Origin of the sequence: Phenylobacterium hankyongense (assembly GCF_003254505.1) — a bacterium.
GTDB classification, from domain to species: domain Bacteria; phylum Pseudomonadota; class Alphaproteobacteria; order Caulobacterales; family Caulobacteraceae; genus Phenylobacterium; species Phenylobacterium hankyongense.
The window spans coordinates 457,524-481,497 of record NZ_QFYP01000001.1 but is presented as its reverse complement, the minus strand read 5'-3'; the positions used below and the strand labels follow the sequence as shown (position 1 = coordinate 481,497).

Sequence of the window (23,974 nt, the reverse complement as noted above, 5' to 3'; positions counted from 1 at the left end):
CACCCAATTCCCAAAGCGAATGGCCACGGCATGACGTGGCGCGACATTCCGGAGCGCACCGGCCGGGCGCTGGAGAACTTCGCCCGCTCGCCCAGGATCCGCATACCGCGGCCCAACCGGCCGCCGATCCAGCTGGCCACCGACCACGTGCGGGCCAAGCCGGCGATCACGCCGCAGATCTCGATGATGATCGGCATGAGCGCCATCGGCCTGGGGGTCTGGGGGACGCTGTTTCCGAACTCGGTCAAGCGCACCCTGGGCGTAAAGGCGTCGACGCCGGTGATCCGCGCCCTGTTCGGCGCCCGGGAGATGTGGAGCGGCTACAGCCTGGCGGGCGATCCCACCAAGGCGGGCGTGCTCTGGGCCCGGGTCGGCGGCGACATCTTCGACATCGCCGTGCTGACCGCGCTCGACAACCCCGCCAACCGCAAGCGTCGGACCGCCCGGGCGGCGCTCGGCTTCGTGATGGCGGTCACCGCCCTCGACATCGTCACCGCGGCGCGCATGAGCGCCGTGCAACGCAACTGCGTCTGAGGGAGGCCTCGATGAAGGCGATCTGCTGGCAGGGCAAGAAGGACCTCCGTTGCGAGGTGGTGCCCGATCCGATCATCGAGGATCCGCGCGACGCGATCGTGCGGATCACCACCACCTGCATCTGCGGCTCCGACCTGCACCTGATGAACGGCTTCGTGCCGACCATGTGCGCCGGGGACGTGCTGGGGCATGAGCCCATGGGCGAGGTGGTCGAGGTCGGCGCGGAGGCGAAGGCCCGCGGGCTCAGCGTGGGTGACCGGGTGGTGATCCCGTTCCAGATGACCTGCGGCGAATGCGAGCAGTGCCTGGCCGGCAACTTCTCGGTCTGCCAGGTCACCAACCGCAACGCCGACCTGGCGCAGAGCTTCTTCGGCGACACCACCGCCGGGCTGTTCGGCTATTCCCACCTCACCGGCGGCTACGCCGGCGGCCAGGCCGAGTACCTGCGGGTCCCCTACGCGGCCACCACGGCGGTCAAGCTCCCCAAGACCGGCCCCGACGAGCGCTACATCTTCCTGAGCGACATCCTGCCCACCGGCTGGCAGGCCGCCGCGCAGGCCGACATCCAGCCCACCGATACGGTGGCGGTGTGGGGCTGCGGGCCGGTCGGCCAGTTCACGATCATGTCGGCCAAGATCCAGGGCGCCAGGCGGGTGATCGCCATCGACGACGTGCCCGAGCGACTGGAGATGGCGCGCCGCCAGGGGGCCGAGATCATCGACCGCTCCGGCGGCGTCAACGTCCTGCAGACGCTGAAGGAGATGACCGACGGCCACGGCCCGCAGAAGTGCATCGACGCGGTCGGCATCGAGGCCCACGGTCCGACGGCGGTGCTGGACCTGATCGACCGCGTGCAGACCGCGCTGAAGCTGGAGACCGAGCGGCCGGTGGCCCTGCGCGAGGCGATCATGGCCTGCCGGTCGGCCGGCACGGTGTCGATCCCCGGCGTCTATGGCGGGATGGCGAACATGATCCCGTTGGGGGCGGTGATGAACAAGGGGCTGACCATCCGCACCGGCCAGACCCACGTGCGGCGCTGGACCGACGATCTGCTGCGCCGCATCGACGAAGGCGAGATCGACTCCACCTTCGTCATCACCCACACCGTCCCGCTCGGCCGCGGGCCGGAGATGTACAAGACCTTCCGGGACAAGAAGGACGGCTGCGTGAAGGTGCTGCTGAAACCCTGAGGACAGAGGGCCGGATCGACGTTCACGAGACGGGCGGCGCGAAGCCCTCTCCCCCTTGCGGGGAGAGGGTTGGGTGAGGGGGTGTCAGCTCGGCTTTTCGGGGCAGAGCGGCGATCTCACAGCTTGCACCCCCACCCCCGACCCCTCCCCGCAAGGGGGAGGGGAGCGCCAACCGAATACCGCTCCGTCCTAGCGCTTCTTGCCGAGCTCGGCGGCGATGTCCTTGGTCATGCGGCCGACCTTGCGGTGGGCCGCCGTGATCTGGTCCTTCGTCACGCCCCAGCGCTTCATCCAGTATTCGACCGCCTTGCGCTCGGAGAGGTCAAGCCGGTCCTTGTCGATGAAGCCGCGCTTGTCCTTCAGGCCGGCCATGGAAGTCCTCCGTGGCGGCGCAGGGTAGGCAGGTTCCCCGCGGCTGCAAAGCGCACGCACACGATACTTTGACATACCGCGGGTCTTTCGCCGGGGGTATGGTCCGCGCGTTCCAGACGAGTATCCCCCCACCGACGCGCCGCCCGCCGCGGCGGCGGCGGCCGGTCAAACCGGCGGGTGCGGCCCCCTGCGCCCGCCCAGGACAGGAGATGGTCCCGTGGCATCCGATACGCTCCACACGCCCGCCGGCTCGCCGCCCCCCGGGGTGTTCGATCCGCAGAAGCTGGACGCCTTTCTCGGCCAGATGGTCGGCGACATGGGCGCGGCGATCTCCGGCGCGCTGGTCATGCTGGGCGACCGGCTGGGGCTCTACAAGGCCCTGGCGCGGCTGGGGCCCTCGACCCCCGCCGACCTGGCCGCCGCCACCGAGACCACCGAGCGCTACGTCCGCGAGTGGCTGAGCGCGCAGGCGGCGTCCGGCTACGTCACCTATGACAAGGCCACCGAGCGGTTTTCGCTGTCTCCCGAGCAGGCGATGGTGTTCGCCGACGAGGAGAGCCCGGCGTTCATGGCCGGCGGCTTCGAGCTGCTGTGCGCGGTGTGGCGGGACGAGGCGAAGATCGAGCAGGCGTTCAAGAGCGGCGCCGGGGTCGGCTGGCACGAGCACGACGCCTGCCTGTTCCGCGGCACCGAGCGGTTCTTCCGGCCCGGCTACAACGCCCACCTGATCTCCGAATGGATCCCGGCGCTGGAGGGGGTGGAGGCCAAGCTGGCGGCCGGCGCGCTGGTGGCGGACGTGGGCTGCGGCCACGGCGCCTCCACGATCCTGATGGCCAAGGCGTTCCCGAAGTCGCACTTCGTGGGCCTCGACTACCATGAGGGCTCCATCGCCCGCGCGCGGGCGGCGGCCAAGGAGGCCGGCGTGGAGGACCGGGTGGAGTTCCATGTCGCCTCGGCCAAGGCCTTCCCGGCCCGCGACTACGACCTGGTCTGCATCTTCGACGCCCTGCACGACATGGGCGACCCGGTCGGCGCGGCGCGCCACATCCGCGAGAGCCTGAAGCCGGACGGGACCTGGCTGCTGGTCGAGCCGTTCGCCAACGACGACATGGCCGACAACCTCAATCCGATCGGGCGGATGTTCTATTCGGCCTCGACGATGATCTGCACCCCGGCGTCGCTGAGCCAGGAGGTGGGTCTCGGCCTCGGCGCGCAGGCCGGTGAACGCCGGTTGCGCCAGGTGACCGAACAGGCCGGCTTCACCCGCTTCCGGCGGGCGACGGAGACGCCGTTCAACCTGGTGTTCGAAGTCCGGCCGTAAGGCCTGGCGCCCGCCCTCTGGCGGAGCCGTCGCCGCCGCCCTAGGCTCGGCGTCCGCTGGAGGGCTGGGATGCTGCGATCGTTGAGCGTACGGGTGCTGGTCGCACTCGTGGCGGGGCTTGCGCTGGGCGCGGCGGCGGCGGCCTACGCCGGGCCGCAGGTGAAGCAGGCGATCGAGGCCGTCCAGGCGGTGGGCGAGCTGTGGCTCAACGGCCTCAGGATGACCGTCGTGCCGCTGCTGTTCTCGGTGCTGGTGGTGGGCATCGCCGGCGTCGCCGACGCCGCGGCCACCGGGCGGCTGGCGGCCAAGGCGTTGGGCTGGTTCCTGGTCCTCCTGCTGGTGGGCTGCGCCTTCACCCTGGCCTACAGCCACGGCCTCTACGCGCTCTGGCCGCTGAGCCCCGAGGGCGCGGCGGCGCTGCGGGCCGGCGCGCCGGCCCCACCGGCGGAGCTGGCGGCCGCGCCGCATTTCGCCGACTTCCTCAAGGGCCTCGCGCCGACCAACCCGATCAAGGCGGCGGCCGACGACGCCATCCTGCCGCTGGTGGTGTTCGCGGTGGTGTTCGCCTTCGCGGTGACCCGGCTGCCGGAGGCGCGGCGGGCGCCGTTGATCGAGATGTTCGCCGCCCTCTCCGACGCCATGGTGGTGATCGTCCGCTGGGTGCTGTGGGCCGCGCCGGTGGGGGTGTTCGCGCTGACGCTGGGCGTCGGGCTGAAGGCCGGGGCCGGGGCGGTGGGGGTCATCGCCCACTATGTGGCGGCGGTGTCGTCGGCCAATATCGGCGTCACCGTGGTGGCCTATCTGGCGGCGGTGGTGATCGGCCGGGTGTCGCTGGGCGTCTGGACCCGGGCCGTGGCGCCGGTGCAGGTGATGGCCTTCGCCACCCAGTCGTCGATCGCCTGCCTGCCGGCCATGGTCGAGCGCAGCCGCGACGACCTGAGCATTCCCGACCGGATCACCGGACTGGTGCTGCCGCTGGCGGTGTCGGTGTTCAAGCTGACCAGCCCGGTCGCCAACCTGGCGGTGGCGGTGTTCGTGGCCCAGGTCTACGGCCTGCACCCGAGTGTGTTGCAGTATCTGGGCGCGGTGGTGGTGGCGCTGGCGGTGAGCGTGGCCTCGGTGGGCCTGCCCGGCCAGGTGTCGTTCTTCATGAGCGTCGGGCCGATCTGCCAGACGCTCGGCCTGCCGCTGGACCTGCTGCCGATCCTGATCGCCGTGGAGGTCATCCCCGACATCTTCCGCACCGTGGGCAACGTCACCGGCGACATGGCGGTGACCGCCATCCTGGCGCGGCAGGAGGAGCGGCGGCTGAGCCCGATCGCCGCGACCTGACGCTGCAGGCTTTGGCGCGCGCGGCCGGCGGCGCTACAGAGGTTGGATGTCCGCCCCGCTCGCCCGTCCGGAAGTCCTGAACCTTCGCGCCTCGCAGATCCGCGAGGTGGCCAATGCGGCGCTGGGCCGCGACGGCGTATTGCCGTTCTGGTTCGGCGAGTCCGACCAGCCGACCCCGGCCTTCATCCGCGAGGCGGCGGCGCAGGCGCTGATCGCCGGGACCACCTTCTACACCCACAACCTCGGCCGCGAGGACCTGCGCGGCGCGCTCGCCGACTACCTCGGCGTCCTGCACGGAACGCCGATCGGGACCGAGCGGCTGGCGATCACCAACTCCGGCGTCAACGCCCTGATGCTGGCCGCCCAGGCGGTGGTCTCGCCCGGCGACAGGGTGGTGGTGGTGGCGCCCGTCTGGCCCAACGTGGCGGAGATCCCCCGCATCATGTCCGGTCAGGTGACCACTGTGCCGCTGGTCGCGGGGCAGGGGCGCTGGCGGCTCGACCTCGACCGGCTGATGGACGCCCTGACGCCGGACACCCGGGCGCTGTTCCTGAACTCGCCCAACAACCCCACCGGCTGGACGCTGCCGGCGCAGGACCGCGCCGCGATCCTCGAGCGCTGCCGCGCCTACGGCATCTGGCTCGTGGCCGACGACGTCTACGAGCGGCTGAGCTTTGGGCCCGGGACGTCGGCGCCGTCCTTCCTGCCGCTGGCCGAGCCGCAGGACCGGCTGATCAGCACCAACAGCTTCTCCAAGGCCTGGCGGATGACCGGCTGGCGGCTGGGGTGGATGGTGATGCCGGCGGCGCTGACGCCGGCGATGGGCGTGCTCCTGGAGTACAACACTTCCTGCGCGCCGGACTTCATCCAGACCGCGGCGGTGGCGGCGCTCAGGGACGGCGAGCCGCACGTCGCGGCCCTGCGCGCCGAGCTGACGGCGGCCAAGGACCAGGTGCTCGCGGGCCTGCGGGCGCTGCCGGGGATCGAGGCGCCGGAGCCGGACGGCGGCATGTACGCCTTCTTCCGCATCGCCGGCTGCACGGACTCGGTCGACCTCGCCAAGCGGCTGATCGCCGAGGCGGGGCTGGGCCTCGCGCCCGGCGGGGCGTTCGGCGCCGAGGGCGAGGGCTGGCTGCGCTGGTGCTTCGCCGCGCGGCCGGAGAAGAACGCCGAGGGACTGCGGCGGCTGGCGGCCTACCTGGCGAGATAGAGCGCTACGGCCAGGCCGGTGGCCTGCGTCCCGGCGATCAGCCACAGGACGGTGCGGAACGGCTCCTTGCGGGTCTTGTGGCGCAGCAACTGCTGGCCGGCGATGGCGCCGGGGCTGCCGCCGAGCGCCGCCAGCACGATCAGGGTGCGTTCGCGGATACGCCGATCGCCGCGGCGGGCCCGCGCCTTGTCGGCCGCGAATGCGGCGAAGGCGACCAGGTTGATGGCGAGCAGGTAGAGGGCCGCGGGCATGAGGCAAGGCTAGGCCCCGCGCCTTAAGGGAGCGCTTCAGCGGAAGCGGATCGGCAGCGAGACCTGCACCGCGTAGTCGGGGGCGTCGCGGGTCAGGCCGACGCCGAGGGAGACGTCCAGCAGGACGTTAGGGGCGAGCACGCGGTCGAGGCCGAGCTGCAGGCTGGCGGCGGCGGTGTCCGACCCCGGCGAGCCGACCCGGTCGATCTGGGTGCGGCCGCGGAACTCCTGGGCGAGGCCGACGGTGAGCGAGGTCTCCGGGCTGACCGCCAGCAGGGTCCCGAGCTCGAGGCCGACGGCGTCGCCGAGCTGCACGTCGCCGAAGCTCTCGTGGGCGGTCAGGGCATGGGCGAAGGACAGGGTGCCGAAGAACACCATCGGATCGCTGCTCTTCACGGCGGTGACGCGGGCGCGGACCTCGTCGACGCCCGACCCCGGCTGCACGGCCGCCAGGCGGGCGCGGAACGGATCGCGGCCGGTGGCGAACCGCCAGGAGAGGCCGCCGACCAGGTCGGGCCGCCACCCGGCCTCGCGCAGGAACTGGTGGCTGAGCGCCAGCTCCACGTCGCCCAGGCCGGAGCCCTCGTTGACCGCGTGCGAGCCGTCGCCCAGCGCCCGGGACTGGCGCAGCCAGGCGTAGGGAACCCGCACCTCCGCCTGGCTCGACCACGGCAGGCCCACCCGCAAGGCGGCGCTGGCGCGCAGCTGGTCGCTGCGCAGGCGCTGGTCGGCGACCGTGGGGACGCCTTCCGGCGTGGCGGCCAGCGCCAGCCCCTGCACCTCGCGGTTGCTGTAGGCGAAGCTCGGGATCAGCTCCATGCGCCAGGGCGGCAGCACCAGGCCGCCGCGCTGGACCAGGGTGCGCGACAGCGCCTCCAGCGCCGCCTCGTCGTCCGCCGGCGCCACGGTTCCAGCCGCCGCCATGGAGGTCGGGGCGGGGGCGGGAATCTGCTGGATTGGCGGCGCGGCGGCCCGCTCACGTTCCAGGGCGGCGATCCGCTGCTCCAGCGCGCCGATCACCCGTTCCTGCGCCTTCAGCGCCGCGACCAGCTCCTCGCGGGTCAGCGGCTGCGCCTTCGCCGGGCCGGCGACGAGCGCCGCCAGCAGCAGGACCAGGATCGCGGGCTTCACGACGCGCCACCGGCCGCGCGAAGGGCGGCGTCGGCGGCGCGCAGCGCCGGGCCTGACGGCAGCAGGAACAGCTCGGGCGGCGCGCCCATCCGGTTCGGCGGCTGGGGATCGTTCGGCGGCGCCACCACGAAGCCGATACGGCTGGTCCAGGCGCGCATGAAGCCCTCCACGCTCATGGTGCGGTTGCCGAAGGCGGGATCGCCCAGCAGCAGCCGGTCGCCGCGGCGGCCGCGCACCACCACGAAATGGCCGAAGCCGCGCACCCGGATCGGCGCCACCGCCGGGGCCATGGCCAGCAGCTCGTCCAGGCTGAGGTCGGCATAGCCCGCGGCGGCGAACCCGCGGCTGGCGGCGAACCGCTTGAGGTCCAGGAGCGAGAAGCCCAGCCGGGCGCGCACCAGCCGGACGTCCCCCGTCCGCAGCATGCCCAGCGCCGCCTGCCGCTCGCTGACCGGATCGCCCAGCTGGTAGGTCATCAGGGTGGCGATGGCCGCGGCGCCGCAGGACAGGTCCCAGTGCTGGCGCACCAGCCGGTCGTCGCGCAGCTCCAGCAGGCTGCGCACCGGCTTGGCGTCCGGGCGCAGGACGTCCGACCCCGCGGCGCCGGCCGCGGCGGGCGCGGCGGCGATCAGCAGCGCGGCGCCGGCCCAGGCCAGCAGGCGGCCGGCGCGGGAGGCCTGCTGGCCCACGGCGGGGCCTAGTGCAGCCGCATCTCAGCCAGGCTCGCCATCTCGTCGTGGCCCCAGGTGCGCACCTGCGGGCCGATCGAGCCCAGCAGCCCCTGGGTCTCTTCGGCGGGACCGGCCGAGAAGGTGATCGTGCCGTTCGGGCCGGTGCGCAGCGCCCACAGGCCCTCGATCGAGACCTTGCGGCGGTCCTCGTCCCGCAGGGCGCCGATGAACGCGCCGGTCGTCCGGTCATAGGCGTCGATCCGCCCGTCGCCGAAGTTGCCGACTAGCAGGGCGCCGGCGAACTTGCCGAAATTGGCCGGTGCGATGGCCAGGCCCCAGGGGGCGTTCAGCCGGCCGTGCTCGATCAGTCGGCGCAGGAGATGGCCGTCGGTGTCGAATACGTCCACGAACCCGAGCCCACGTCCGACGGTCTCGTCGGCGGCGCCCGGTTCCTTCTTCGCAAAGGCGACGTACAGAAGGCCGCTCAGGTTCTGGACATTGAAGGGCACGTAGCCGTCCGGCAGCTTCGGGTCGGTGAAGCTGCGGATCTTGTTGAAGCTGGTGTCGTAGACGCTGACGACGCCGTTGCCGAAGTCGGCGGCGAACAGGCGCGCCGAGGTCTCGTCGAGCCCCAGCGTCAGGCCCTTGAAGATCGAGCCGCTGGCGGACTGGTCGACGGCCACGATGGCGTGGGTCGGGTCGACGTTGAGGTTCCAACCCTGGATCTGGCCGGACTCGGTGGCGAAGGCGAACGCGGTCGGCCCGGTGACGCCGCCGCTGGTGATGTTGAAGGCGTTGGTCAGGCCCACATAGGTGGTGCCGGTCGGCCCGCCGGGGACGGCGACGTTCAGGGCGATCTTCGCGAAGGTGTCCTTGTTGTAGAGGGTCGAGGTGTCGGTGTGGTTGTTGGCCACCCACAGCGGCCCGCCAGGCGCCTGTGACAATCCCCAGGGATTGACCAGAAGGGGATCGGTGACCGGGGCGACCCCGGTCCGGTCCGCCACCTGGTTGGTGATCGTGAACCGGATCCCCGCCGTCACCGTGCCGAGCTGGGCGTCGGTGAGGGGCGCCGGGGCGCCCACGGCCGGACTCGCAATCATGCCCGCCGCCAGCGCGATCGCCGCGGCGCTCGTCGATAGACGCAACATGGCTTTCTCCCCTGGCGTGGCCCAGCTGGCGTGCTGGCCACGGCGGGGGAATCTCGGCGAACCGGGCGCGCCGCGCACTGACCAGAGTCACCTTTGGCCCGTGTCCGAAGATCAATTTCCGATTGATCGCCGGGCCGGGATAACGGTCCAGGTTGAGTGGCTTTCACATTGCTCGAAGCCCTCTCCCCCTTGCGGGGAGAGGGTTGGGAGAGGGGGTGTCGGCTCCGTCTTTCGGACCAGAGCGGCGAACTCACAGCCTGCACCCCCACCCCCGACCCCTTCCCGCAAGGGGGAGGGGAGCGTGGCGCGGATGTCGGTGCGGTTTTAGTTCGTCGGGCCGGGGCTGGGGGCGTCCGGGTCGGCGTTCACCTGGAAGGCCGGACCGGCCAGCCGGGCGCGCTGTTCCAGCTCATCGGCCGTGGCCTGGCAGCGGGCCGGTAGGGTCCAGCTCATCCACTCCTGCGCCATGCGGGCCTTGGTGACCTCCGGGCCGGCGTTCCAGACCGAGCGGCCCTTGCGGACCGCCTCGGCGCCGATGGCGTTGATCGGCTTGAGGCTGGCCTTTTCCGCCGCGGTGAGCGCCGCCTGGAAGCGCTTGAGGTCGCCGCGGGCCTGGCGCTCCTGGTCGGCGTAGACCTTCAGGTCGTCGGAGAGCTTGGTCCCGGGCTTGCGGAACTCCGACTCGATGCGGGTGACCTCCGGCATCACCTGGTCGTGCAGGTCGATGTAGCCGCGCAGCGCCCCGTAGCACCAGCCCACGAACTGGTAGTCGTCGTGCGGCGCGCCGGCCGGGAAGCCCGCCTCGGCGCTGGCCTCGGGCGGCGCCTGCGGCGCAGCGGCGGCCGGCTGGTCGGCGAGGAGCAGGGCGAGGGCGGCGAACAGCGGGATCATGCCGGAAGGAACCTTGGTGGTTGAAACAGGGTCTCAGGCGCCGCTTCGCGGACCGAACCCACCGCCCCCCGGGGTTTCGATCTCGATGACGTCGCCAGCCTGCACTCGCACGGAGAAGCAGCCCGGAAGTTCTCTAGCCGCGCCCGTGGCTTCGATCAAACGTTGCCGCCCCGGCAGGGCTGCGCCGCCGCCCGCCAGCCCCTGCGGCGCGTGCTCGCGGCGCGACGACAGCAGGGCGGCTTCCATGGGCGCCAGGAAGCGGATCCGCCGGACCGCGCCGTCGCCGCCGGCCTGGGCGCCGGCCCCGCCCGAGCCGTGGCGGACGCCGAACGCCTCCACCCGCACGGGGAAGCGGCGCTCGAGGATCTCCGGGTCGGTGAGGCGGGAGTTGGTCATGTGGGTGTGGACGGCGCTCTCCCCCGGCGCCTGGGCGGTCGCGCCGGCCCCGCCGCAGATCGTCTCGTAGTACTGCCGGTCCTCGTCGCCGAAGGTGAAGTTGTTCATCGTCCCCTGCGCGTTCGACATCACCCCGAGCGCCGCATAGAGGGCGTCGACCACGTGCTGGCTGGTCTCGACGTTGCCGGCGACCACAGCGGCCGGCGGATGCGGCGCCAGCATCGAGCCGTCGCGGGTGAGGATCCGCAGCGGCTTCAGGCAGCCGGCGTTCAGCGGGATGTCGTCGTCCACCAGGGTGCGGAAGACGTAGAGGGCGGCGGCGTCGACGATGGCCGAGGGGGCGTTGAAGTTGGAGCCCAACTGGTCGGCGCTGGCGGTGAAGTCGAGGGTGGCCTCGCCGGCCTCCGCGTCGACGGTGGTGCGCACCACGATCTCGCCGCCGCCGTCCATGGGGACGCGGGCCTCGCCGTCGGAGAGCCGGCCGAGCGCGCGGCGCACCGCCTGGGCGGCGTTCTCCTGCACGAAGGCCATGTAGCGGGCGACGGCGTCCGAGCCGTGGGTGCGGATCATCTCGGCCACCGCCGCGGCGCCGGCCTGGCAGGCGGCGATCTGGGCCTTGAGGTCGGCGAGGTTGCGGTCGGGCGCGCGGGCCGGCCAGCGTCCGGCCGCCAGGGCGTCGCGGGTCTCGGCTTCCAGGAAACGGCCGCCGCGCATGATCGGCAGGGCGTCCAGCAGCACGCCCTCTTCGTCGATGGTGTGGGAGAAGGGCGGCATCGAACCCGGCTGCACCCCGCCGACGTCGGCGTGGTGGCCGCGGGCGGCGACGTAGAAGGCGGGCTGATCTTCCTCTCCCGCGGACGGGGGAGGAAGAGTTTGCATGAACACCGGCATGACCACGGTGATGTCAGGCAGGTGGGTGCCGCCGGCGTAGGGATTGTTGAGCGCGAAGGCTTCGCCGGGCCTGAGCTCCGGGTGGCGGTCGCGGACGGCGCGGACGGAAGCGCCCATGCTGCCCAGGTGCACCGGCATGTGCGGGGCGTTGGCCACCAGGCCGCCGTCGGTGTCGAACAGGGCGCACGAGAAGTCGAGCCGCTCCTTGATGTTCACCGAGTGCGCGGTGCGTTCCAGGGCCGCGCCCATGGCCTCGGCCACGCCCATGAAGCGGCGGTTGAACAGCTCCAGGGTCACGGGATCGGGCTTGTCGAGGGCGACGGCGCGGGTGGCGTGGACGGAGGTGCGGGTGAGGCGGATCAGGCCGTCGGCATGGGCGGTGGCGCGCCAGCCTGGCGAGAGGGCGATCTGGGTGTCGGCGCGGACGATGAGCGCCGGGCCGTCGGCGCTGGTCAGGGCCTCGGCGGCGACGATCGGGGCGTCGTGCCAGGCGCCGTGGGCGAACATCCTTACCCGCTCATCCCGGCGAAAGCCGGGACCCAAGTTGAGCTGGGGATTGGTCGGGTCGCCCTTTTCATCCGCGAGGCCGCTTGGGTCCCGGCTTTCGCCGGGATGAGCGGAGGAAGAGATCGCCTCCGCCTCCACCGTGGCGACCAGGATGGTCCGAGCCGGCTCGACGAAGCCGAACAGGCGCTGGTGGGCGGTCTCGAACGCGGCCTTGGCGTCGGCGACGTCTGAGAACGGGACCGGCAGCTCGGCGTCGGCGCCGTCGTAGCGCAGGCGCAGCGTGCGGCGGAGCTGGCCGGCCTCGGCGCCCTGGTCGGCGAGCGCGGCTTGGGCGGCGGCTTCGACCTCGGCCAGCAGGACGGCGGCGCGGGCGAGGCCGGCGGCGTCCAGCGGCGCCTCCAGGCCGGCCTGGCGCAGCGCCGTGACCTCGGCCTGGCCGATGCCCCAGGCGGAGAGCACGCTGGCGTAGCGGGGGGCCAGGACCTCGCCGACGCCCAGCGCCTCGGCGGTCTGGCAGGCGACCTGGCCGGCGGCGCCGCCGAAGGCGGTGAGCGCGTGCTCGCGGGGGTCGAAGCCGCGCTCGGTGGAGATGCGGCGCACGGCCTGGGCCATCTGCTCGACGGCGACGGCGACGAAGCCCTCGGCGGCGGCCTCGACGCTGGCCGCGCCCATGGCCGCGGCGAGCTCGGCCAGGCGGGCGCGGGCGGCCTTTGGGTCCAGCGGCCGGTCGCCGTTCGGCCCGAACACCGCCGGGAAGAAGCGCGGGTCCAGGCGGCCCAGCACCAGGTTGGCGTCGGTGACCGTGGCCGGCCCGCCGCGGCCGTAGGCGGCGGGGCCCGGATCGGCGCCGGCGCTGGCAGGGCCGGCGCGGGCGCGCATGCCGTCGAAGGTCAGGATCGAGCCGCCGCCGGCCGCCACCGTCTCCACGTCGAGCATCGGGCTGCGGATGCGCACGCCGGCCACCCGGGCGGTGTCGCGCCGCTCCAGGGCCCCGGCGAAGCGGCAGACGTCGGTGGAGGTGCCGCCCATGTCGAAGCCGAGCACGGCGGCCGCTTCCGCCTGCCGGGCGGTGCGGGCGACGCCGACCACGCCGCCGGCCGGCCCGGAGACCACGGCGTCGCGGCCGCGGAAGGCTTCGGCGTGCACGAGCCCGCCGGCCGAGGTCATGAAGTACAGCGGCGCGCCTTCGACGGCGCGGGCCACCCGCTGCACGTAGGCCTGCAGGATCGGCGTCAGGTAGGCGTCGGCGACGGTGGTCTCGGCGCGCGGGATGAACCGCGGCAGCGGCGAGACCTCATGGCTGAGCGCCACGAAGGCGAATCCCGCTTCGCGCGCCAACTCGCCCGCCGCCAGCTCGTGCTCGGGGTTGAGGTCGGCGTGCAGGAAGGCGATCGCCGCGGAGGTGAAGCCCTGCGCCACGGCGGCCTTGAGCGCTTCCGAGAGGGCGGCCCGGTCGAGGGGGCGGACCATGGCCCCGTCGGCGGCCAGCCGCCCGGCGGCCTCGACGACGCCGGCGTAGAGCGGCGGCGGACGGACGATGTGCAGGGCGAAGAGCTCGGGCCGCGCCTGGTCGCCGATCACCAGGGCGTCGGCGAAGCCCTCGGTGATCACCAGCAGGGTCTTGGCGCCGGCCCGTTCCAGCAAGGCGTTGGTGGCCACCGTGGTGCCCATCTTGATGGCCTCGACCCGATCGGCCGGAAACCGTTCGCCCGGCGCCGCGCCCAGCACCCGGCGCATGGCCTCGACGGCGGCGTCCGCGTAGGCCGGCGAGGCGGAGAGCAGCTTCAGCGAGGTCTCGGCGCCGTCCTGGTCCTGGCCGATGACGTCGGTGAAGGTGCCGCCGCGGTCGATCCAGAAGCGCCAGCGCCTGTCCAAAACTTAACGTCTCCCGGCCAAGGCTGCTGTTGTCACGCCGCCGCCACAGTCTTAAGGCTTCCGATTACTCCCATGAGCTTCTGGCGCAACATCGCTGGCCTCGCCGTCCGCAACCTCGACGAGGCGGAATGCGCGGAGTGCCCGCCCGGCCTGCCCGGCGAAGACCCGGCCTTCTCCACGGCTGTGACGGCGCTTGGGGCGAAACTGGCGAAGGCCGACGGCCGCGCCCACGCCGACGAGTACGACACCTTCGCCGAGGTCTTCCAGCCCGAGCCCGCCAGCATGGGCAATGTGCGCCGGCTCTATCAGCTGGCCCGCCAGACCACCCGCGGCTTCGAGAGCTATGCGCGGCGGCTGTCGAAACGCTACCGGCATTGCCCGCAGCTGTTGGAAGACGTGCTGGACGGTCTGTTCTACGTGGCCACCTCCGACGGGGCGGTGACCGCCGACGAGCTCGCCTACCTGGAGCGGGTGTCGGAGCTGTTCGGCCAGAGCCCGCTGGTGTTCCGCCGGGTGAAGGCCACCCACCTGGGGGCCGAGGCCAACGATCCCTACACCGTGCTGGGCGTGGCGCACGACGCCCCCGACGCCGACCTGCGCGCCGCCTGGAAGGCGCAGCTGTCGGAGGCCCATCCGGACCGCGCCCGCGCCCGCGGCCTGCCCGCCGAGTTCATCGAGGTCGCCGAGGCCAAGGCGGCTTCGATCAACGCCGCCTTCGACGCGGTGATGCGCGAACGGCGCGCACTGGCGCTGCAAGGCGCGGCATAAACGCATGTATGGTTCCGTTAACCCTTCTCATCGGTTGACGACGGGAACCCGGAAGACGACATATTTCGTTTAGGTCCACGCCCCGAGTCCACGTGATGGGGCCCAGAGGAACGCCATGGTGAAAGACTTCGCCGCCCGGCACGGATCCGCCCTTCGCAGCCTGGCTGTGATCGCCGGGACCCTTGCGACCGCCGCCGCCGTCGTGGTGGCCGCCCTGCTCGCGGTGTTCTTCGCCGCCACCGTCGCGGTGATCGCCGTTATGGCGAGCGCGCTGCTGGCCTTCGCCGGCCTGGCGATGCGGGCCCGTCGCACCGCCCGCGCCCGCCGCAGCGACAACGTCCTCGAAGCCCGCCACCTCGGCGGCCACCACTGGGTGGCCTACGGCTGGAACGAGCGCAGCTGACGCATTGAGCTGGGCGCTTGCCGCCCCGCCTGCCCCGCTCTACCGTCGCCTTTCAAACAAGTGTTTTGGGAGGACGGGAATGATCGGGGTGATCGCGACGCTGCGGATCCAGGAGGGCAAGGCCTCCGAGTTCGAGGCCTTCTTCACGGAGCTCGCCCAGCAGGTGCGGGCCAATGAGGCGGGCAACGTCGCCTATCAGCTGACCAAGAGCCGGTCCGAGCCCAACACCTACAAGGTGCTGGAGCTCTACAAGGACCAGGACGCCCTGACCCACCACGGCGGCACCGACTATTTCAAGGCCGCGGGCCCGAAGTTCGCCGCCGTGCTCGGCGGTCGGCCGGAGATCGAATACCTCGACGGCGTGGGGTAGCCGGCCTCGCCTTCCGCGACGAGGTCCGGGCCTACTTCCGGTCATCCCCGCGAAAGCGGGGACCCAGGAGTTTTGGGTTTTCCAAGCCGGCGATCTGCTGCGTCCGGCGGGGCCGCGCCACAACAAATAAGCCTGGGTCCCCGCTTTCGCGGGGATGACCGGTGGGGGCGGGGTCGACTCCAAGGTCGTCATCGCCCGGCTTGTCCGGGCGACCCATCCCAACGTCCATGTTCAGCCGCTGAAGTCAGGCCTTGGGCTGGATCCCCCGGATCAGCCTTCGGCTGACCGGAGGATGACGAGGGCTCGCCGCTACTTCAGCTGGCCGCGAATGGCGCCGGCGGGGAATTCGGCGTTGTGGACGTTGACGTAGTAACCGGCCGGGTTGGCCTGGATGTCCTTGATCACCGCGGCGTCGGCGGTGGCGCAGCCGCTGCTCTTGCCGTCGGCGCCGGGGGCCTTCAGCGGCACGACCACGGGGCCCGCGGCGTCCGGCCCGGCCTTGTGGATGTGGGCCATGGTGGCGACGGCGATGTCCTTGACGCTGATGTCGTAGCAGACCTGGCCCTTGGCCGGATCGGGGCGGACCGTGGCCATGCCGCTGCCGTCCGGATCGGCGGCGGCGGGCTTCTCGCTGGCCCCGTTCATCATCGCCATCAGCGGCTTGTCCGCGGCCGCGGCCGAACCGGCGGCGAAGCCGAGCAGGCCGAGCGCCAGGGCGGCGCCGGCGAGGCGTGTGGTGACGTCGTGCATCTGTAGTCCTCCAACCCCCCGGCTGAGGGGCGCATCTGAGGCCCGGCGAGCGGGGCCGTCAATCCTCGCGCGTCAGTTGATCCGCGTGGGGATCACGACCGGCAGGTGTTCGTAGCCCTTCACGAAGGAGGAGAAGACCCGCTTCGGCTGGCCGGTGACCTCGATGGTCGGGAAGCGCTTGAGGATCTCCTCCCAGATGATCTTCAGCTGCAGCTCGGCCAGGCGGTTGCCGACGCAGCGGTGGATGCCGAAGCCGAAGGAGAGGTGCTGGCGCACCCGCGGGCGGTCGATCCAGTAGTCGTTCGGCCGCTCGATGACCTCCTCGTCGCGGTTGCCGGAGACGTACCACATGGCCACCTTGTCGCCGGCGCGGATGGTCTTGCCGCCGAGATCGAAGTCCTGCGTGGCGCGCCGGCGCATGTAGGCCAGCGGCGTCTGCCAGCGGATGGTCTCCGAGACCATCGAGGGGATCAGTTCCGGGAAGTCCTTGAGCTTCTGGTACTGGTCGGGGTTCTGGTTCAGCGCCAGCACCGAGCCGGTGATGGTGTTGCGGGTGGTGTCGTTGCCGCCGACGATCAGCAGGATCAGGTTCCCGAGATACTCCATGCGGTCCATGTCCCGCGTCGCCTCGCCATGGCAGAGCATGGAGATCAGGTCGGGCTTCGGCGGCTCGTTCACCCGCTCGTTCCACAGGCGCATGAAGTAGTCGACGCAGCCGAACAGCTCCTGGCGCCGGCGCTCCTCGCCGCCGCCCTCGAACAGCGGCGAATCCTCGGCGGCGGTGGCCATGTCCGACCAGCGGGTGAGCAGGCGCCGGTCCTCCCACGGGAAGTCGAACAGGGTCGCCAGCGTCATGGTGGTGAGCTCGATGGAGACCTTGTCCACCCAGTCGAACTCCTCGCCGATCGGGCAGGTGTCGAGGATCTCGCCGGCCCGCTCGCGGATGATCGGCTCGAGCTTGGCGAGGTTGGGACCGGCGACGATCGGGCTGACGGTCTTGCGCTGCACGTCGTGCTTGGGCGGGTCCATGGCGATGAACATCGGGAGGGTGAAGTCCTCCTTCGGGTCCGGCAGCACGATGGTCGGGTCGGAGGAGAAGACCTCGTGGTTGGTGTCGACCGCCATGATGTCGTTGTACTTGGTGACCGACCAGTAGCCGCCGACGTCCGGCTCGGGCGAGACCGCCCAGTGCACCGGGTCCTCGGCGCGCAGGCGCTCGAAGTAGGGCCACATGGTGTCGGTGCGGAAGAGCTCCGGGTCGCCCGGGTCGATCTGGTCGAGGGGCATGGCGTAGGCGGCTTCGCGGGCCGCACGCTTCACGTCGATGGAGCCGTCGTCCATGGCTGGTCCTCCGCTTCCGCGGCGGCTTGGGTGACCGCCGTTCAGGCGAGCATGATCCCGAAAGCCGCGGAGGGAAAGGTCAGGCGTTGAAGTTGAGTTTGAGGCCCGGGCGCGGCCAGCGGGCCTTGTAGAGCTTGCCGGTGGACGAGGCGGTGATCCAGGCGTCGGTCATGTCCGCGCCGCCGAAGCAGATGTTGGTGCAGACCAGGTCCGGGAACGGGTAGTGCTCGACGCTGCCGGAGGGGTCGAAGGCGGTGATGCCGCCGTTGATGATGGTCGCCACGCAGACCTTGCCGGAGGCCTCCACCGCCAGGCTGTCGAGCAGCTGGTAGCCTTCCAGGTTGTGCACCACGCGGCCGGGGGCGAAGCCGGGCGGCGGGGCCAGCACGCCGGGCTGGGCGATGTCGAAGGCCCACAGGCGCCCGAGCTGGGTGTCGGCGGCGTAGACCACGCTCTCGTCCGGCGACAGGCCGACGCCGTTGGGGGAGATCAGGTGGTCGCGCTGGCGGCTGATCATCGAGCCGTCGGTCTTGGCGTAGTAGAGGCCGCCGAACTTGCGGCCCTCGGGTGTCGAGCAGCCGTGGTCGGTGAACCAGAAGCCGCCCTGCCGGTCGAACACCAGGTCGTTGGGGCCGATCAGCCGGCGGCCCTCGCAGGCCTCGTAGACGGTGGTGAGCTCGCGGGTGGCGAGGTCGTAGCGCTGGATCATGCCGCCGGTATGGCTGGCGGGGGTCGGGCCGGGGATGGTCAGGCCCTGGGTGTCCAGCCACTCGAACGAGCCGCCGTTGTTGGTGATCCAGATGGCGCCGTCCGGGCCGATGGCCGCGCCGTTCGGGCCGCCGCCGGTCTCGACCAGGATCTCCTTGCGGCCGTCGGGGGCGACGCGGGTCAGCCGCTGGCCCTTGATCTCGGTCAGGACGACCGAGCCGTCGGCCAGGGCGATCGGGCCTTCGGGGAACTCGAGGCCCTCGGCGACCAGCTGGTAGTCCATGCGTCTGCGCTCCCAATACTGCGGCTCAAACGGCCGTTTGGAAGACTATAGGCGAGGATCAGCGGCGTTCCAGCACCCGGATGGTGAAGGGATACTGGTCGTCGTCGGAAGCCGGATAGGCGGTGCGGCGGACCTCGGTCCAGCGGCTCTCGTCGATCGGCGGCAGCACCACGTCGCCCTCGATGTCGGCGTCGATATCGGTCAGGTAGAGGCGCTTGGCCTTGGGCAGGGCGAGCTCGAACAGCGACACCCCGCCGATCACGCAGACCTCCGACTGGCCGTCCTCCTCGGCCTGCTCGCGGCCGATGGACACCGCCTCGCCGAACTCCTCGCAGACCACGGCGCCGTGCGGCTCGAAGGAGCCGTCGCGGGAGAGCACGATGTTGGTGCGGCCGACCAGCGGGCGCTTGGGCAGGCTCTCCCAGGTCTTGCGGCCCATGATCACCGGCTTGCCCATGGTCACGGCGCGGAAGTTGGCGAGGTCGGTCTTCAGCCGCCACGGCAGGTCGCCGTCCCGGCCGATGACGCCGTTGCGGGCGCGCGCGATGGGACCGGCGGTGAGGATGGCTGAGGGCATGGGTTGCATCTAGCGCGCCAGGCGCCGCGCGTCATCGCCCGGCTTGTCGGGGCGAGTCAGCGCCGACCTCGGAGGACCCCCTCAGTCGGCTGCGCCGACAGCTCCCCCGACGGGGGAGCAACGGAATGGCTAGACCGCGATGGGCGCGGCGATGGACGGATGGGCGCGGTAGCCGTCCAGCGTGAAGTCCTCGTAGTCGAAGCCGAACAGGTCGGTCTTGTCGGCGATGCGCATCGCCGGCAGCGGCAGCGGCTCGCGGGAGAGCTGCAGGCGGGCCTGGTCGAGGTGGTTCAGGTAGAGGTGGGCGTCGCCCAGGGTGTGGACGAACTCGCCGGGCTCCAGGCCGGTGACCTTGGCCACCATCAGGGTCAGCAGGGCGTAGCTGGCGATGTTGAACGGCACGCCCAGGAAGACGTCGGCCGAGCGCTGGTAGAGCTGGCAGGAAAGCTTTCTATCCGCCACGAAGAACTGGAACAGGCAGTGGCAGGGCGGCAGGGCCATGTCCTCGACCTCGGCCGGGTTCCAGGCCGAGACGATGTGGCGGCGGCTGTTGGGGTTGGCCTTCAGGCCCTCGACCACGGCGGCGATCTGGTCGATCACCCGGCCGTCCGGCGCGGTCCAGGAGCGCCACTGCTTGCCGTAGACCGGGCCGAGCTCGCCGGCGTCGTCGGCCCACTCGTTCCAGATCGAGACGCCGCGCTCCTGCAGCCAGCGGACGTTGGTGTCGCCGCGCAGGAACCACAGCAGCTCCAGGATGATCGACTTGCGGTGCAGCTTCTTGGTGGTCAGCAGGGGAAAGCCCTGCGCCAGGTCGAAGCGCATCTGCCGGCCGAAGACGCCGAGCGTGCCGGTGCCGGTGCGGTCGCCGCGCTGCACGCCGTTGTCGAGGATGTCGGCGAGCAGGTTCAGGTACTGCCGCTCGGGATGGTCGGCGGCGGCTTCATAGCGCGGGACGAAGGCGACCTGAGCGTTCATGGGCGAGACCTCGGATAACCGGGTGATTCGGTCCTGATTCGCACCGTCCGCAGAGTCGAGATTGCAGGTTGCTAACAGCCTCAGCCCGCGAACCCGCCCTCGTCAAGAAACGCCTGCTCGTCGGGAGTCGTCGCCCGTCCTAGCGCGCGGTTGCGATGAGGGAAACGGCCGAAGCGGGCGATGATGTCGCGGTGGATCTTCGCCCACTTCAGGTTCTCGCCGTCGCCGGCCTCGGCGCACAGCGCCAGGCCGAAGTCCTGGTCGGCCAGGTCCTCGGAATGCTCGAACGGCAGGTAGAAGAAGTGGCGCAGGACCGGCTCGACGGCGGTATCGTAGCCGGCCTCGACCGCGGCGCGGGCGATGCTGCGGGCCTTGGGGTCGGTGGCGAAGGCGTGGGCGGAGTTGCGGTAGAGATTGCGTGGGAACTGGTCGAGCAGGACCAGCAGGGCCAGCGCCCCGTCGGCGGTGTCCAGCCAGCCGTCGTACTCGCCGCGCGCGGCGGCGTGGTGCACCGGTTCGAACTTCAGCCGGATCGCCTCGTCGAAGGCGCGCTTGTGCTTGAACCACTTTTCCGGGCCGGCCTGGCGCCAGAAGGCGAGGATGTCGTTGGGATGCGCCGCCACGCCTGAAGGCCTCTCGACTCGTCGGGACCGCAAGGTCGCGCTGCGCCGTCCGCCGTTCAAGCGCGGTTCAGGCGCCAAGACCCATATGTCGGGGTAAAGGGGCATTCCCCGAGGCCGCGTGGGCGGCCAGGAGACGATCGATGAAGACCAGGATCATAGCGCTCAGCCTGCTGCTGGCGGCCGCGGCCGGCCACGCTGCGCTGGCGCAGGAGCAGGACCGGGGCGGCGGTCGCGACGCCCGAAGCGAGCGCGGAGATCGCGGCCGCGAAGCGGGGCAGGGCGGCCAGCACGCCAACCCGGCGCAGCAAGGCGCGCCGCCGCCGGTGACCGCCGCGCCGCAGGGCGGCGGCGAGCGCAACTGGCAGGGCCGCGGCCGCGGCGACGGACAGGCGTGGACCGGCGGCCGGCCCGGCGCCGAGGGCCAGGCCCGTCCGCAATGGAATGGCCAGGACCGGCCACAGCCGGACCGGCCACAGCCGGGCGGCCAACAGCCGGGCGCCCAACAGGACGGGCGGCAGCCGGGCCGGGGCCAGTGGAACGGCGCCGGCTTCCGTCAGGGCGGCGAGGGCCAGGCGCGTCAGCCCGGGACCGGCCCGGAGCGCCCGCAATGGAACGGCGGGCGTCCCGGCGGCGAGGGCCAACCGCAGCAGACGTGGGGCGGCCAGGACCGCCGCGGCGACCGCCAGGGCTGGACGGGCGATCCGCGCCGCGGCGACCAGGGCCGGGGCGACCAGAGCCGGGGCGACCAAGGGCGCGGATACCAGGGCCGGGGTTACCAGGATCGGGGCGACGACCGCGGCGACCGGTCGGGCTGGCGGCAGGGCGGCGACCACGGCCAGCCGCGCTGGGACCGGCGGAGCTACCCGTCGGTCTATCGCAGCCCGCAGCGCTACCGCGGCGGCTTCTACCAGGCGCCCTACGGCTTCTACGCCCGCAGCTGGAGCTACGGGGACATCCTCCCGCGCGGCTGGTACGGCGACCAGTACCGGCTGATGGACTGGTGGAACTACGGCCTGCCGGAGCCGCCTCCTGGCTACGCCTGGGTGCGCGTGGGCTCCGACGTCCTGCTGATCGACGAATACGGCGGCCAGGTCGTCCAGGTGGTCCGCAACCTGTTCTGGTAGGCGCCTAGAGATAGCCTTTCGCCCGGAGTTCCGCGATGGAGCTCCGGGCGTTCTTGTGATGGACGAAGACGCCGCCCTCGGCCTCCCAGAGGTGGCGGAACCTGGCGCGGTCGTCGACCAGGGCGTCGCCGGGATGGCAGTGCTCGCGCTTCAGGGCGGCGGCGGTGGTGATCACCGGCACGCCGGGGAAGTGGCGCTCCGCCCACCGGCGCTTCTGCGGCTCGGCCCAGGCGCCGCGCGGCAGGCCGGTCAGGATGATCGGGTCCCGATGCCGCACCGCCCCGTAGAGCTCGAAGGCGTCGGGGAGCGGGTCGAGGCTCTCGAAGAAGCCGTCCGCGCCGGCCAGCCGTGTCCAGAACAGGGCGAGCCCGTGGCGCTTCTCGAACGCCCGGGGCGGCAGGCCCAGCACCTGCTCGGCGGCCTTGTCGAAGTCGGCGAGCACGCCGTCGCAGTCGAGATAGATCTGTTTGCGCATAGGTGCGGCGAACGTCTTCGCTCCATATGAGTTCGTGATCGCTCACTTCTGCATAACCGCGGCTAAGGCTATTCTGAAGCGTCCAGGGTGGAGACATTGCAGCATGGCGAAGCTCTTCTTCGGCTTGAACCAGTCCCTGGACGGCTACGTCGACCACGACAGATTCGCGCCCGGTCCGGCCCTCTTTCGTCACTTCTGCGAGGAGGTGGGCGGGCTGACCGGCAGTCTGTACGGCCGCCGCTTGTACGAGGTCATGCGCTACTGGGACGAAGACGATCCCGAGTGGGACGCGGCGGAACGTGACTTCGCGGCGGCGTGGCGGCGCCAACCGAAATGGGTCGTGTCGCGCTCGTTGAAGTCCGTCGGCCCCAACGCCACACTTGTCGGGGATGACGTCGAGGCGGTGGTGCGCGGGCTGAAGGCGGAGCTCGCCGGCGAGATTCAGGTTGGCGGCCCGGACCTGGCGCGAAGCCTGACCGATCTTGGTCTCATCGATGAATATCGACTCTACATCCGCCCCGTCGTGCTCGGCCACGGCAAGCCCTTCTTCGCCGGTCCCCGGCCGCCGCTCCGCCTCGTGGCCAACGACCTGATCGGCGAGGACGCGATCAGGCTCACATACGTTCCTGCCTGATCAGGCAATTCGCCCGACGGATCGCGCCGAGGTGTCAGGTCCGAAGGGCGCGCCGGTCGTCTTAGTCCGCCGCCGCAAAATGCGCCATCTGATCTGCGTAAGCCTTCGCGAAGGCCGGTCGGGCCGTGGCGCGCGCCACATAGTCGCGACAAGCGGGATATTTCGTTAGCCCGTCGAACCGATCAACAAGGCGAAGCACGTCGGCCATGAGGATGTCGGCGATGGAGAAGCTCTGGGCGAGCCATTCGCGTCCCGCCAGGACCGGCTCCATATGCTGGAGTCGGTGAACCTTGAGGAATCCGTCCAAAAGCTTCCAGGCCGCGGTATCCTCGCGCTCCCCCGAGAACGCCAACAGGGCCCAGGGCAGGCTCGCCATCTCAACGGAATTCAGGGCCGCGAACAGCCATTCCTTGGCGTCGCTGCGACCGCGCGGATCGGCCGGCAACAGCGCATCGCTACGCTCGCCGAGGTGCAGCAGGATCGCGCCGCTCTCGAAGATCGAGAGGTCGCCATCGGTCAGCCACGGCACCTGACCAAAGGGTTGGTGCGCGAAGTGTCCGGCGTTCCGATCGCCGAACGGCACGCTCTCGACGCGGTAGGCCAGCCCGGCCTCCTCCAGCGCCCAACGCACGCGGATGTCACGCACAAAGCCCCGAGGCATCTCGGGAACCCAGTCGAAGGTGGTGAGGATCAGGTCGTTCATTCGGCGTCCTCAAGGAGGGGGGCGGCCCGGAGGAGCTAGGCCTCGCGGCAGGCGGGGCAGCGGCCGCGGGCTTCCAGGGTGACGGCGCGGACCGCGTAGCCGGCGGCCTGGGCGGCGGCGAGTTGGGGGGCGAAGTCCGGCTCGAACTCCTCGGCGGCCCCGCAGCAGTCGCAGATCAGGAAGGCCGCGCTGTGTCCTTCGGCGTCGAGCCGGCAGGGGACATAGGCGTTGAGGCTCTCGATCCGGTGAGCGAATCCCAGGCGCTCCAGGAACTCCAGGGCGCGATAGACGGTCGGCGGCTTGGCCGGCTCGCCGGCCGCGCCGAAGGCGGCGATCAGGTCATAGGCCTTCAGCGGCCCGTGGGACTCCAGCAGCAGCTCCAGCACGCGCCGGCGGGGCGGGGTCAGCCGTTCCTGGGTCTCGGCGCACTTGGACTCCGCCAGGCCGAGGGCGCGCCGAAGCGCGTGGCCCCGCAGACCTGGGTGGATTCCGTCCTCGTGGTGGCATTCGGCGCCCATGT

26 protein-coding genes are annotated in these 23,974 nt (G+C 71.5%); 10 read left to right on the top strand and 16 right to left on the bottom strand.

The window, feature by feature from the left end:
• Positions 1-30 precede the first annotated feature (30 nt).
• Positions 31-534 (top strand): hypothetical protein, encoded by a 504-nt coding sequence (locus tag DJ021_RS02285; RefSeq protein WP_111456003.1) that lies wholly within the window; start codon positions 31-33, stop codon positions 532-534.
• A gap of 11 nt (positions 535-545) precedes the next feature.
• Positions 546-1,724: a zinc-dependent alcohol dehydrogenase gene (locus DJ021_RS02280; RefSeq protein ID WP_111456002.1), complete on the top strand. Its 1,179-nt coding sequence runs from the start codon at positions 546-548 to the stop codon at positions 1,722-1,724.
• 189 nt (positions 1,725-1,913) lie between these two features.
• Here DJ021_RS02280 and DJ021_RS02275 read toward each other — a convergent pair whose 3' ends face one another.
• The gene (locus DJ021_RS02275; protein ID WP_111456001.1) at positions 1,914-2,096 is read right to left on the bottom strand and encodes a DUF3606 domain-containing protein; all 183 of its coding nucleotides are present in this window, start codon (positions 2,094-2,096) and stop codon (positions 1,914-1,916) included.
• A gap of 217 nt (positions 2,097-2,313) precedes the next feature.
• On the opposite strand from DJ021_RS02275, the gene DJ021_RS02270 reads away from it, so the two are divergent.
• The 3 genes from DJ021_RS02270 (at position 2,314) to DJ021_RS02260 (ending at position 5,959) form a co-directional block, all read left to right on the top strand.
• Complete coding sequence (locus DJ021_RS02270; protein WP_207801750.1) at positions 2,314-3,417, top strand: class I SAM-dependent methyltransferase; 1,104 nt, start codon at positions 2,314-2,316, stop codon at positions 3,415-3,417.
• A gap of 69 nt (positions 3,418-3,486) precedes the next feature.
• Entirely contained in the window at positions 3,487-4,749 is a 1,263-nt protein-coding gene (locus DJ021_RS02265; protein ID WP_111455999.1) for a dicarboxylate/amino acid:cation symporter, read from the top strand.
• Positions 4,750-4,795: 46 nt separating this feature from the next.
• Positions 4,796-5,959: a pyridoxal phosphate-dependent aminotransferase gene (locus tag DJ021_RS02260; protein ID WP_111455998.1), complete on the top strand. Its 1,164-nt coding sequence runs from the start codon at positions 4,796-4,798 to the stop codon at positions 5,957-5,959.
• Here DJ021_RS02260 and DJ021_RS02255 read toward each other — a convergent pair.
• The 6 genes from DJ021_RS02255 to DJ021_RS02225 all read right to left on the bottom strand — a co-directional run bounded on the left by DJ021_RS02255 (position 5,944) and on the right by DJ021_RS02225 (position 13,720).
• Positions 5,944-6,210, bottom strand: a complete 267-nt coding sequence (locus DJ021_RS02255) for a DUF1294 domain-containing protein (protein ID WP_111455997.1) — start codon at positions 6,208-6,210, stop codon at positions 5,944-5,946. The two genes, DJ021_RS02260 and DJ021_RS02255, sit on opposite strands and share 16 nt — an antisense overlap.
• 36 nt (positions 6,211-6,246) lie before the next feature.
• Positions 6,247-7,341, bottom strand: a complete 1,095-nt coding sequence (locus DJ021_RS02250; protein ID WP_111455996.1) for a hypothetical protein — start codon at positions 7,339-7,341, stop codon at positions 6,247-6,249.
• Complete coding sequence (locus DJ021_RS02245) at positions 7,338-8,030, bottom strand: C39 family peptidase (RefSeq protein ID WP_111455995.1); 693 nt, start codon at positions 8,028-8,030, stop codon at positions 7,338-7,340. The genes DJ021_RS02250 and DJ021_RS02245 overlap by 4 nt, the downstream gene beginning before the upstream one ends.
• 8 nt (positions 8,031-8,038) lie before the next feature.
• The gene (locus tag DJ021_RS02240; protein ID WP_111455994.1) at positions 8,039-9,160 is read right to left on the bottom strand and encodes a TIGR03118 family protein; all 1,122 of its coding nucleotides are present in this window, start codon (positions 9,158-9,160) and stop codon (positions 8,039-8,041) included.
• Between the two features lie 324 nt (positions 9,161-9,484).
• On the bottom strand, positions 9,485-10,051 hold the full coding sequence (locus DJ021_RS02230; protein WP_111455993.1) for a hypothetical protein: 567 nt from the start codon (positions 10,049-10,051) through the stop codon (positions 9,485-9,487).
• Positions 10,052-10,084: 33 nt separating this feature from the next.
• The gene (locus DJ021_RS02225; RefSeq protein WP_111455992.1) at positions 10,085-13,720 is read right to left on the bottom strand and encodes a hydantoinase B/oxoprolinase family protein; all 3,636 of its coding nucleotides are present in this window, start codon (positions 13,718-13,720) and stop codon (positions 10,085-10,087) included.
• A 72-nt stretch (positions 13,721-13,792) separates the two neighbouring features.
• On the opposite strand from DJ021_RS02225, the gene DJ021_RS02220 reads away from it, so the two are divergent.
• From DJ021_RS02220 to DJ021_RS02210, 3 genes are all read left to right on the top strand, one after another.
• Positions 13,793-14,488 carry a J domain-containing protein gene (locus DJ021_RS02220; RefSeq protein ID WP_111455991.1) on the top strand — a complete coding sequence of 232 codons (696 nt, stop codon included), beginning with the start codon at positions 13,793-13,795 and terminating at the stop codon, positions 14,486-14,488.
• Between the two features lie 115 nt (positions 14,489-14,603).
• The gene (locus DJ021_RS02215; protein WP_111455990.1) at positions 14,604-14,891 is read left to right on the top strand and encodes a hypothetical protein; all 288 of its coding nucleotides are present in this window, start codon (positions 14,604-14,606) and stop codon (positions 14,889-14,891) included.
• 79 nt (positions 14,892-14,970) lie between these two features.
• Positions 14,971-15,261, top strand: coding sequence for a putative quinol monooxygenase (locus DJ021_RS02210; RefSeq protein ID WP_111455989.1), 291 nt, complete (start codon positions 14,971-14,973; stop codon positions 15,259-15,261).
• 309 nt (positions 15,262-15,570) lie between these two features.
• Here DJ021_RS02210 and DJ021_RS02205 read toward each other — a convergent pair whose 3' ends face one another.
• The 6 genes from DJ021_RS02205 to DJ021_RS02180 form a co-directional block, all read right to left on the bottom strand.
• Positions 15,571-16,011, bottom strand: coding sequence for a CHRD domain-containing protein (locus DJ021_RS02205; protein WP_111455988.1), 441 nt, complete (start codon positions 16,009-16,011; stop codon positions 15,571-15,573).
• Between the two features lie 72 nt (positions 16,012-16,083).
• Positions 16,084-17,352, bottom strand: coding sequence for a cytochrome P450 (locus DJ021_RS02200; protein ID WP_111455987.1), 1,269 nt, complete (start codon positions 17,350-17,352; stop codon positions 16,084-16,086).
• A 79-nt stretch (positions 17,353-17,431) separates the two neighbouring features.
• A complete protein-coding gene (locus DJ021_RS02195) occupies positions 17,432-18,343 on the bottom strand; it encodes an SMP-30/gluconolactonase/LRE family protein (protein ID WP_111455986.1) in 912 nt (303 codons plus the stop codon).
• Positions 18,344-18,401: 58 nt separating this feature from the next.
• Positions 18,402-18,920, bottom strand: a complete 519-nt coding sequence (locus tag DJ021_RS02190; RefSeq protein ID WP_111455985.1) for a dihydrofolate reductase — start codon at positions 18,918-18,920, stop codon at positions 18,402-18,404.
• A 129-nt stretch (positions 18,921-19,049) separates the two neighbouring features.
• Positions 19,050-19,895, bottom strand: coding sequence for a thymidylate synthase (locus DJ021_RS02185; RefSeq protein WP_111455984.1), 846 nt, complete (start codon positions 19,893-19,895; stop codon positions 19,050-19,052).
• A gap of 80 nt (positions 19,896-19,975) precedes the next feature.
• Positions 19,976-20,518 (bottom strand): DUF924 family protein, encoded by a 543-nt coding sequence (locus tag DJ021_RS02180; protein WP_111455983.1) that lies wholly within the window; start codon positions 20,516-20,518, stop codon positions 19,976-19,978.
• 140 nt (positions 20,519-20,658) lie between these two features.
• On the opposite strand from DJ021_RS02180, the gene DJ021_RS19255 reads away from it, so the two are divergent.
• Positions 20,659-21,642, top strand: coding sequence for an RcnB family protein (locus DJ021_RS19255; RefSeq protein WP_111455982.1), 984 nt, complete (start codon positions 20,659-20,661; stop codon positions 21,640-21,642).
• Positions 21,643-21,646: 4 nt separating this feature from the next.
• Here DJ021_RS19255 and DJ021_RS02170 read toward each other — a convergent pair whose 3' ends face one another.
• The gene (locus DJ021_RS02170; protein WP_111455981.1) at positions 21,647-22,117 is read right to left on the bottom strand and encodes a 5' nucleotidase, NT5C type; all 471 of its coding nucleotides are present in this window, start codon (positions 22,115-22,117) and stop codon (positions 21,647-21,649) included.
• A 103-nt stretch (positions 22,118-22,220) separates the two neighbouring features.
• Between DJ021_RS02170 and DJ021_RS02165 the strand changes: the two genes are divergently transcribed.
• Positions 22,221-22,751 (top strand): dihydrofolate reductase family protein, encoded by a 531-nt coding sequence (locus DJ021_RS02165; protein ID WP_111455980.1) that lies wholly within the window; start codon positions 22,221-22,223, stop codon positions 22,749-22,751.
• A gap of 61 nt (positions 22,752-22,812) precedes the next feature.
• Here DJ021_RS02165 and DJ021_RS02160 read toward each other — a convergent pair whose 3' ends face one another.
• Both DJ021_RS02160 and DJ021_RS02155 read right to left on the bottom strand, forming a co-directional pair.
• On the bottom strand, positions 22,813-23,454 hold the full coding sequence (locus tag DJ021_RS02160) for a glutathione S-transferase family protein (RefSeq protein WP_111455979.1): 642 nt from the start codon (positions 23,452-23,454) through the stop codon (positions 22,813-22,815).
• 35 nt (positions 23,455-23,489) lie between these two features.
• Positions 23,490-23,972, bottom strand: coding sequence for a Fur family transcriptional regulator (locus DJ021_RS02155; protein ID WP_111455978.1), 483 nt, complete (start codon positions 23,970-23,972; stop codon positions 23,490-23,492).
• Positions 23,973-23,974 lie beyond the last annotated feature (2 nt).

Bases quoted from the DNA above. Each gene is read 5' to 3' on its own strand.
- DJ021_RS02210 (WP_111455989.1), top strand. From the start codon at position 14,971: ATGATCGGGGTGATCGCGACGCTGCGGATCCAGGAGGGCAAGGCCTCC.
- DJ021_RS02240 (WP_111455994.1), bottom strand. From the start codon at position 9,160: ATGTTGCGTCTATCGACGAGCGCCGCGGCGATCGCGCTGGCGGCGGGC.
- DJ021_RS02220 (WP_111455991.1), top strand. From the start codon at position 13,793: ATGAGCTTCTGGCGCAACATCGCTGGCCTCGCCGTCCGCAACCTCGAC.
- DJ021_RS02255 (WP_111455997.1), bottom strand. From the start codon at position 6,210: ATGCCCGCGGCCCTCTACCTGCTCGCCATCAACCTGGTCGCCTTCGCC.
- DJ021_RS02155 (WP_111455978.1), bottom strand. From the start codon at position 23,972: ATGGGCGCCGAATGCCACCACGAGGACGGAATCCACCCAGGTCTGCGG.
- DJ021_RS02285 (WP_111456003.1), top strand. From the start codon at position 31: ATGACGTGGCGCGACATTCCGGAGCGCACCGGCCGGGCGCTGGAGAAC.
- DJ021_RS02170 (WP_111455981.1), bottom strand. From the start codon at position 22,117: ATGCGCAAACAGATCTATCTCGACTGCGACGGCGTGCTCGCCGACTTC.
- DJ021_RS02160 (WP_111455979.1), bottom strand. From the start codon at position 23,454: ATGAACGACCTGATCCTCACCACCTTCGACTGGGTTCCCGAGATGCCT.
- DJ021_RS02165 (WP_111455980.1), top strand. From the start codon at position 22,221: ATGGCGAAGCTCTTCTTCGGCTTGAACCAGTCCCTGGACGGCTACGTC.
- DJ021_RS02190 (WP_111455985.1), bottom strand. From the start codon at position 18,920: ATGCCCTCAGCCATCCTCACCGCCGGTCCCATCGCGCGCGCCCGCAAC.
- DJ021_RS02185 (WP_111455984.1), bottom strand. From the start codon at position 19,895: ATGAACGCTCAGGTCGCCTTCGTCCCGCGCTATGAAGCCGCCGCCGAC.
- DJ021_RS19255 (WP_111455982.1), top strand. From the start codon at position 20,659: ATGAAGACCAGGATCATAGCGCTCAGCCTGCTGCTGGCGGCCGCGGCC.
- DJ021_RS02265 (WP_111455999.1), top strand. From the start codon at position 3,487: ATGCTGCGATCGTTGAGCGTACGGGTGCTGGTCGCACTCGTGGCGGGG.
- DJ021_RS02280 (WP_111456002.1), top strand. From the start codon at position 546: ATGAAGGCGATCTGCTGGCAGGGCAAGAAGGACCTCCGTTGCGAGGTG.
- DJ021_RS02200 (WP_111455987.1), bottom strand. From the start codon at position 17,352: ATGGACGACGGCTCCATCGACGTGAAGCGTGCGGCCCGCGAAGCCGCC.
- DJ021_RS02230 (WP_111455993.1), bottom strand. From the start codon at position 10,051: ATGATCCCGCTGTTCGCCGCCCTCGCCCTGCTCCTCGCCGACCAGCCG.
- DJ021_RS02275 (WP_111456001.1), bottom strand. From the start codon at position 2,096: ATGGCCGGCCTGAAGGACAAGCGCGGCTTCATCGACAAGGACCGGCTT.
- DJ021_RS02260 (WP_111455998.1), top strand. From the start codon at position 4,796: ATGTCCGCCCCGCTCGCCCGTCCGGAAGTCCTGAACCTTCGCGCCTCG.
- DJ021_RS02195 (WP_111455986.1), bottom strand. From the start codon at position 18,343: ATGGACTACCAGCTGGTCGCCGAGGGCCTCGAGTTCCCCGAAGGCCCG.
- DJ021_RS02215 (WP_111455990.1), top strand. From the start codon at position 14,604: ATGGTGAAAGACTTCGCCGCCCGGCACGGATCCGCCCTTCGCAGCCTG.
- DJ021_RS02205 (WP_111455988.1), bottom strand. From the start codon at position 16,011: ATGCACGACGTCACCACACGCCTCGCCGGCGCCGCCCTGGCGCTCGGC.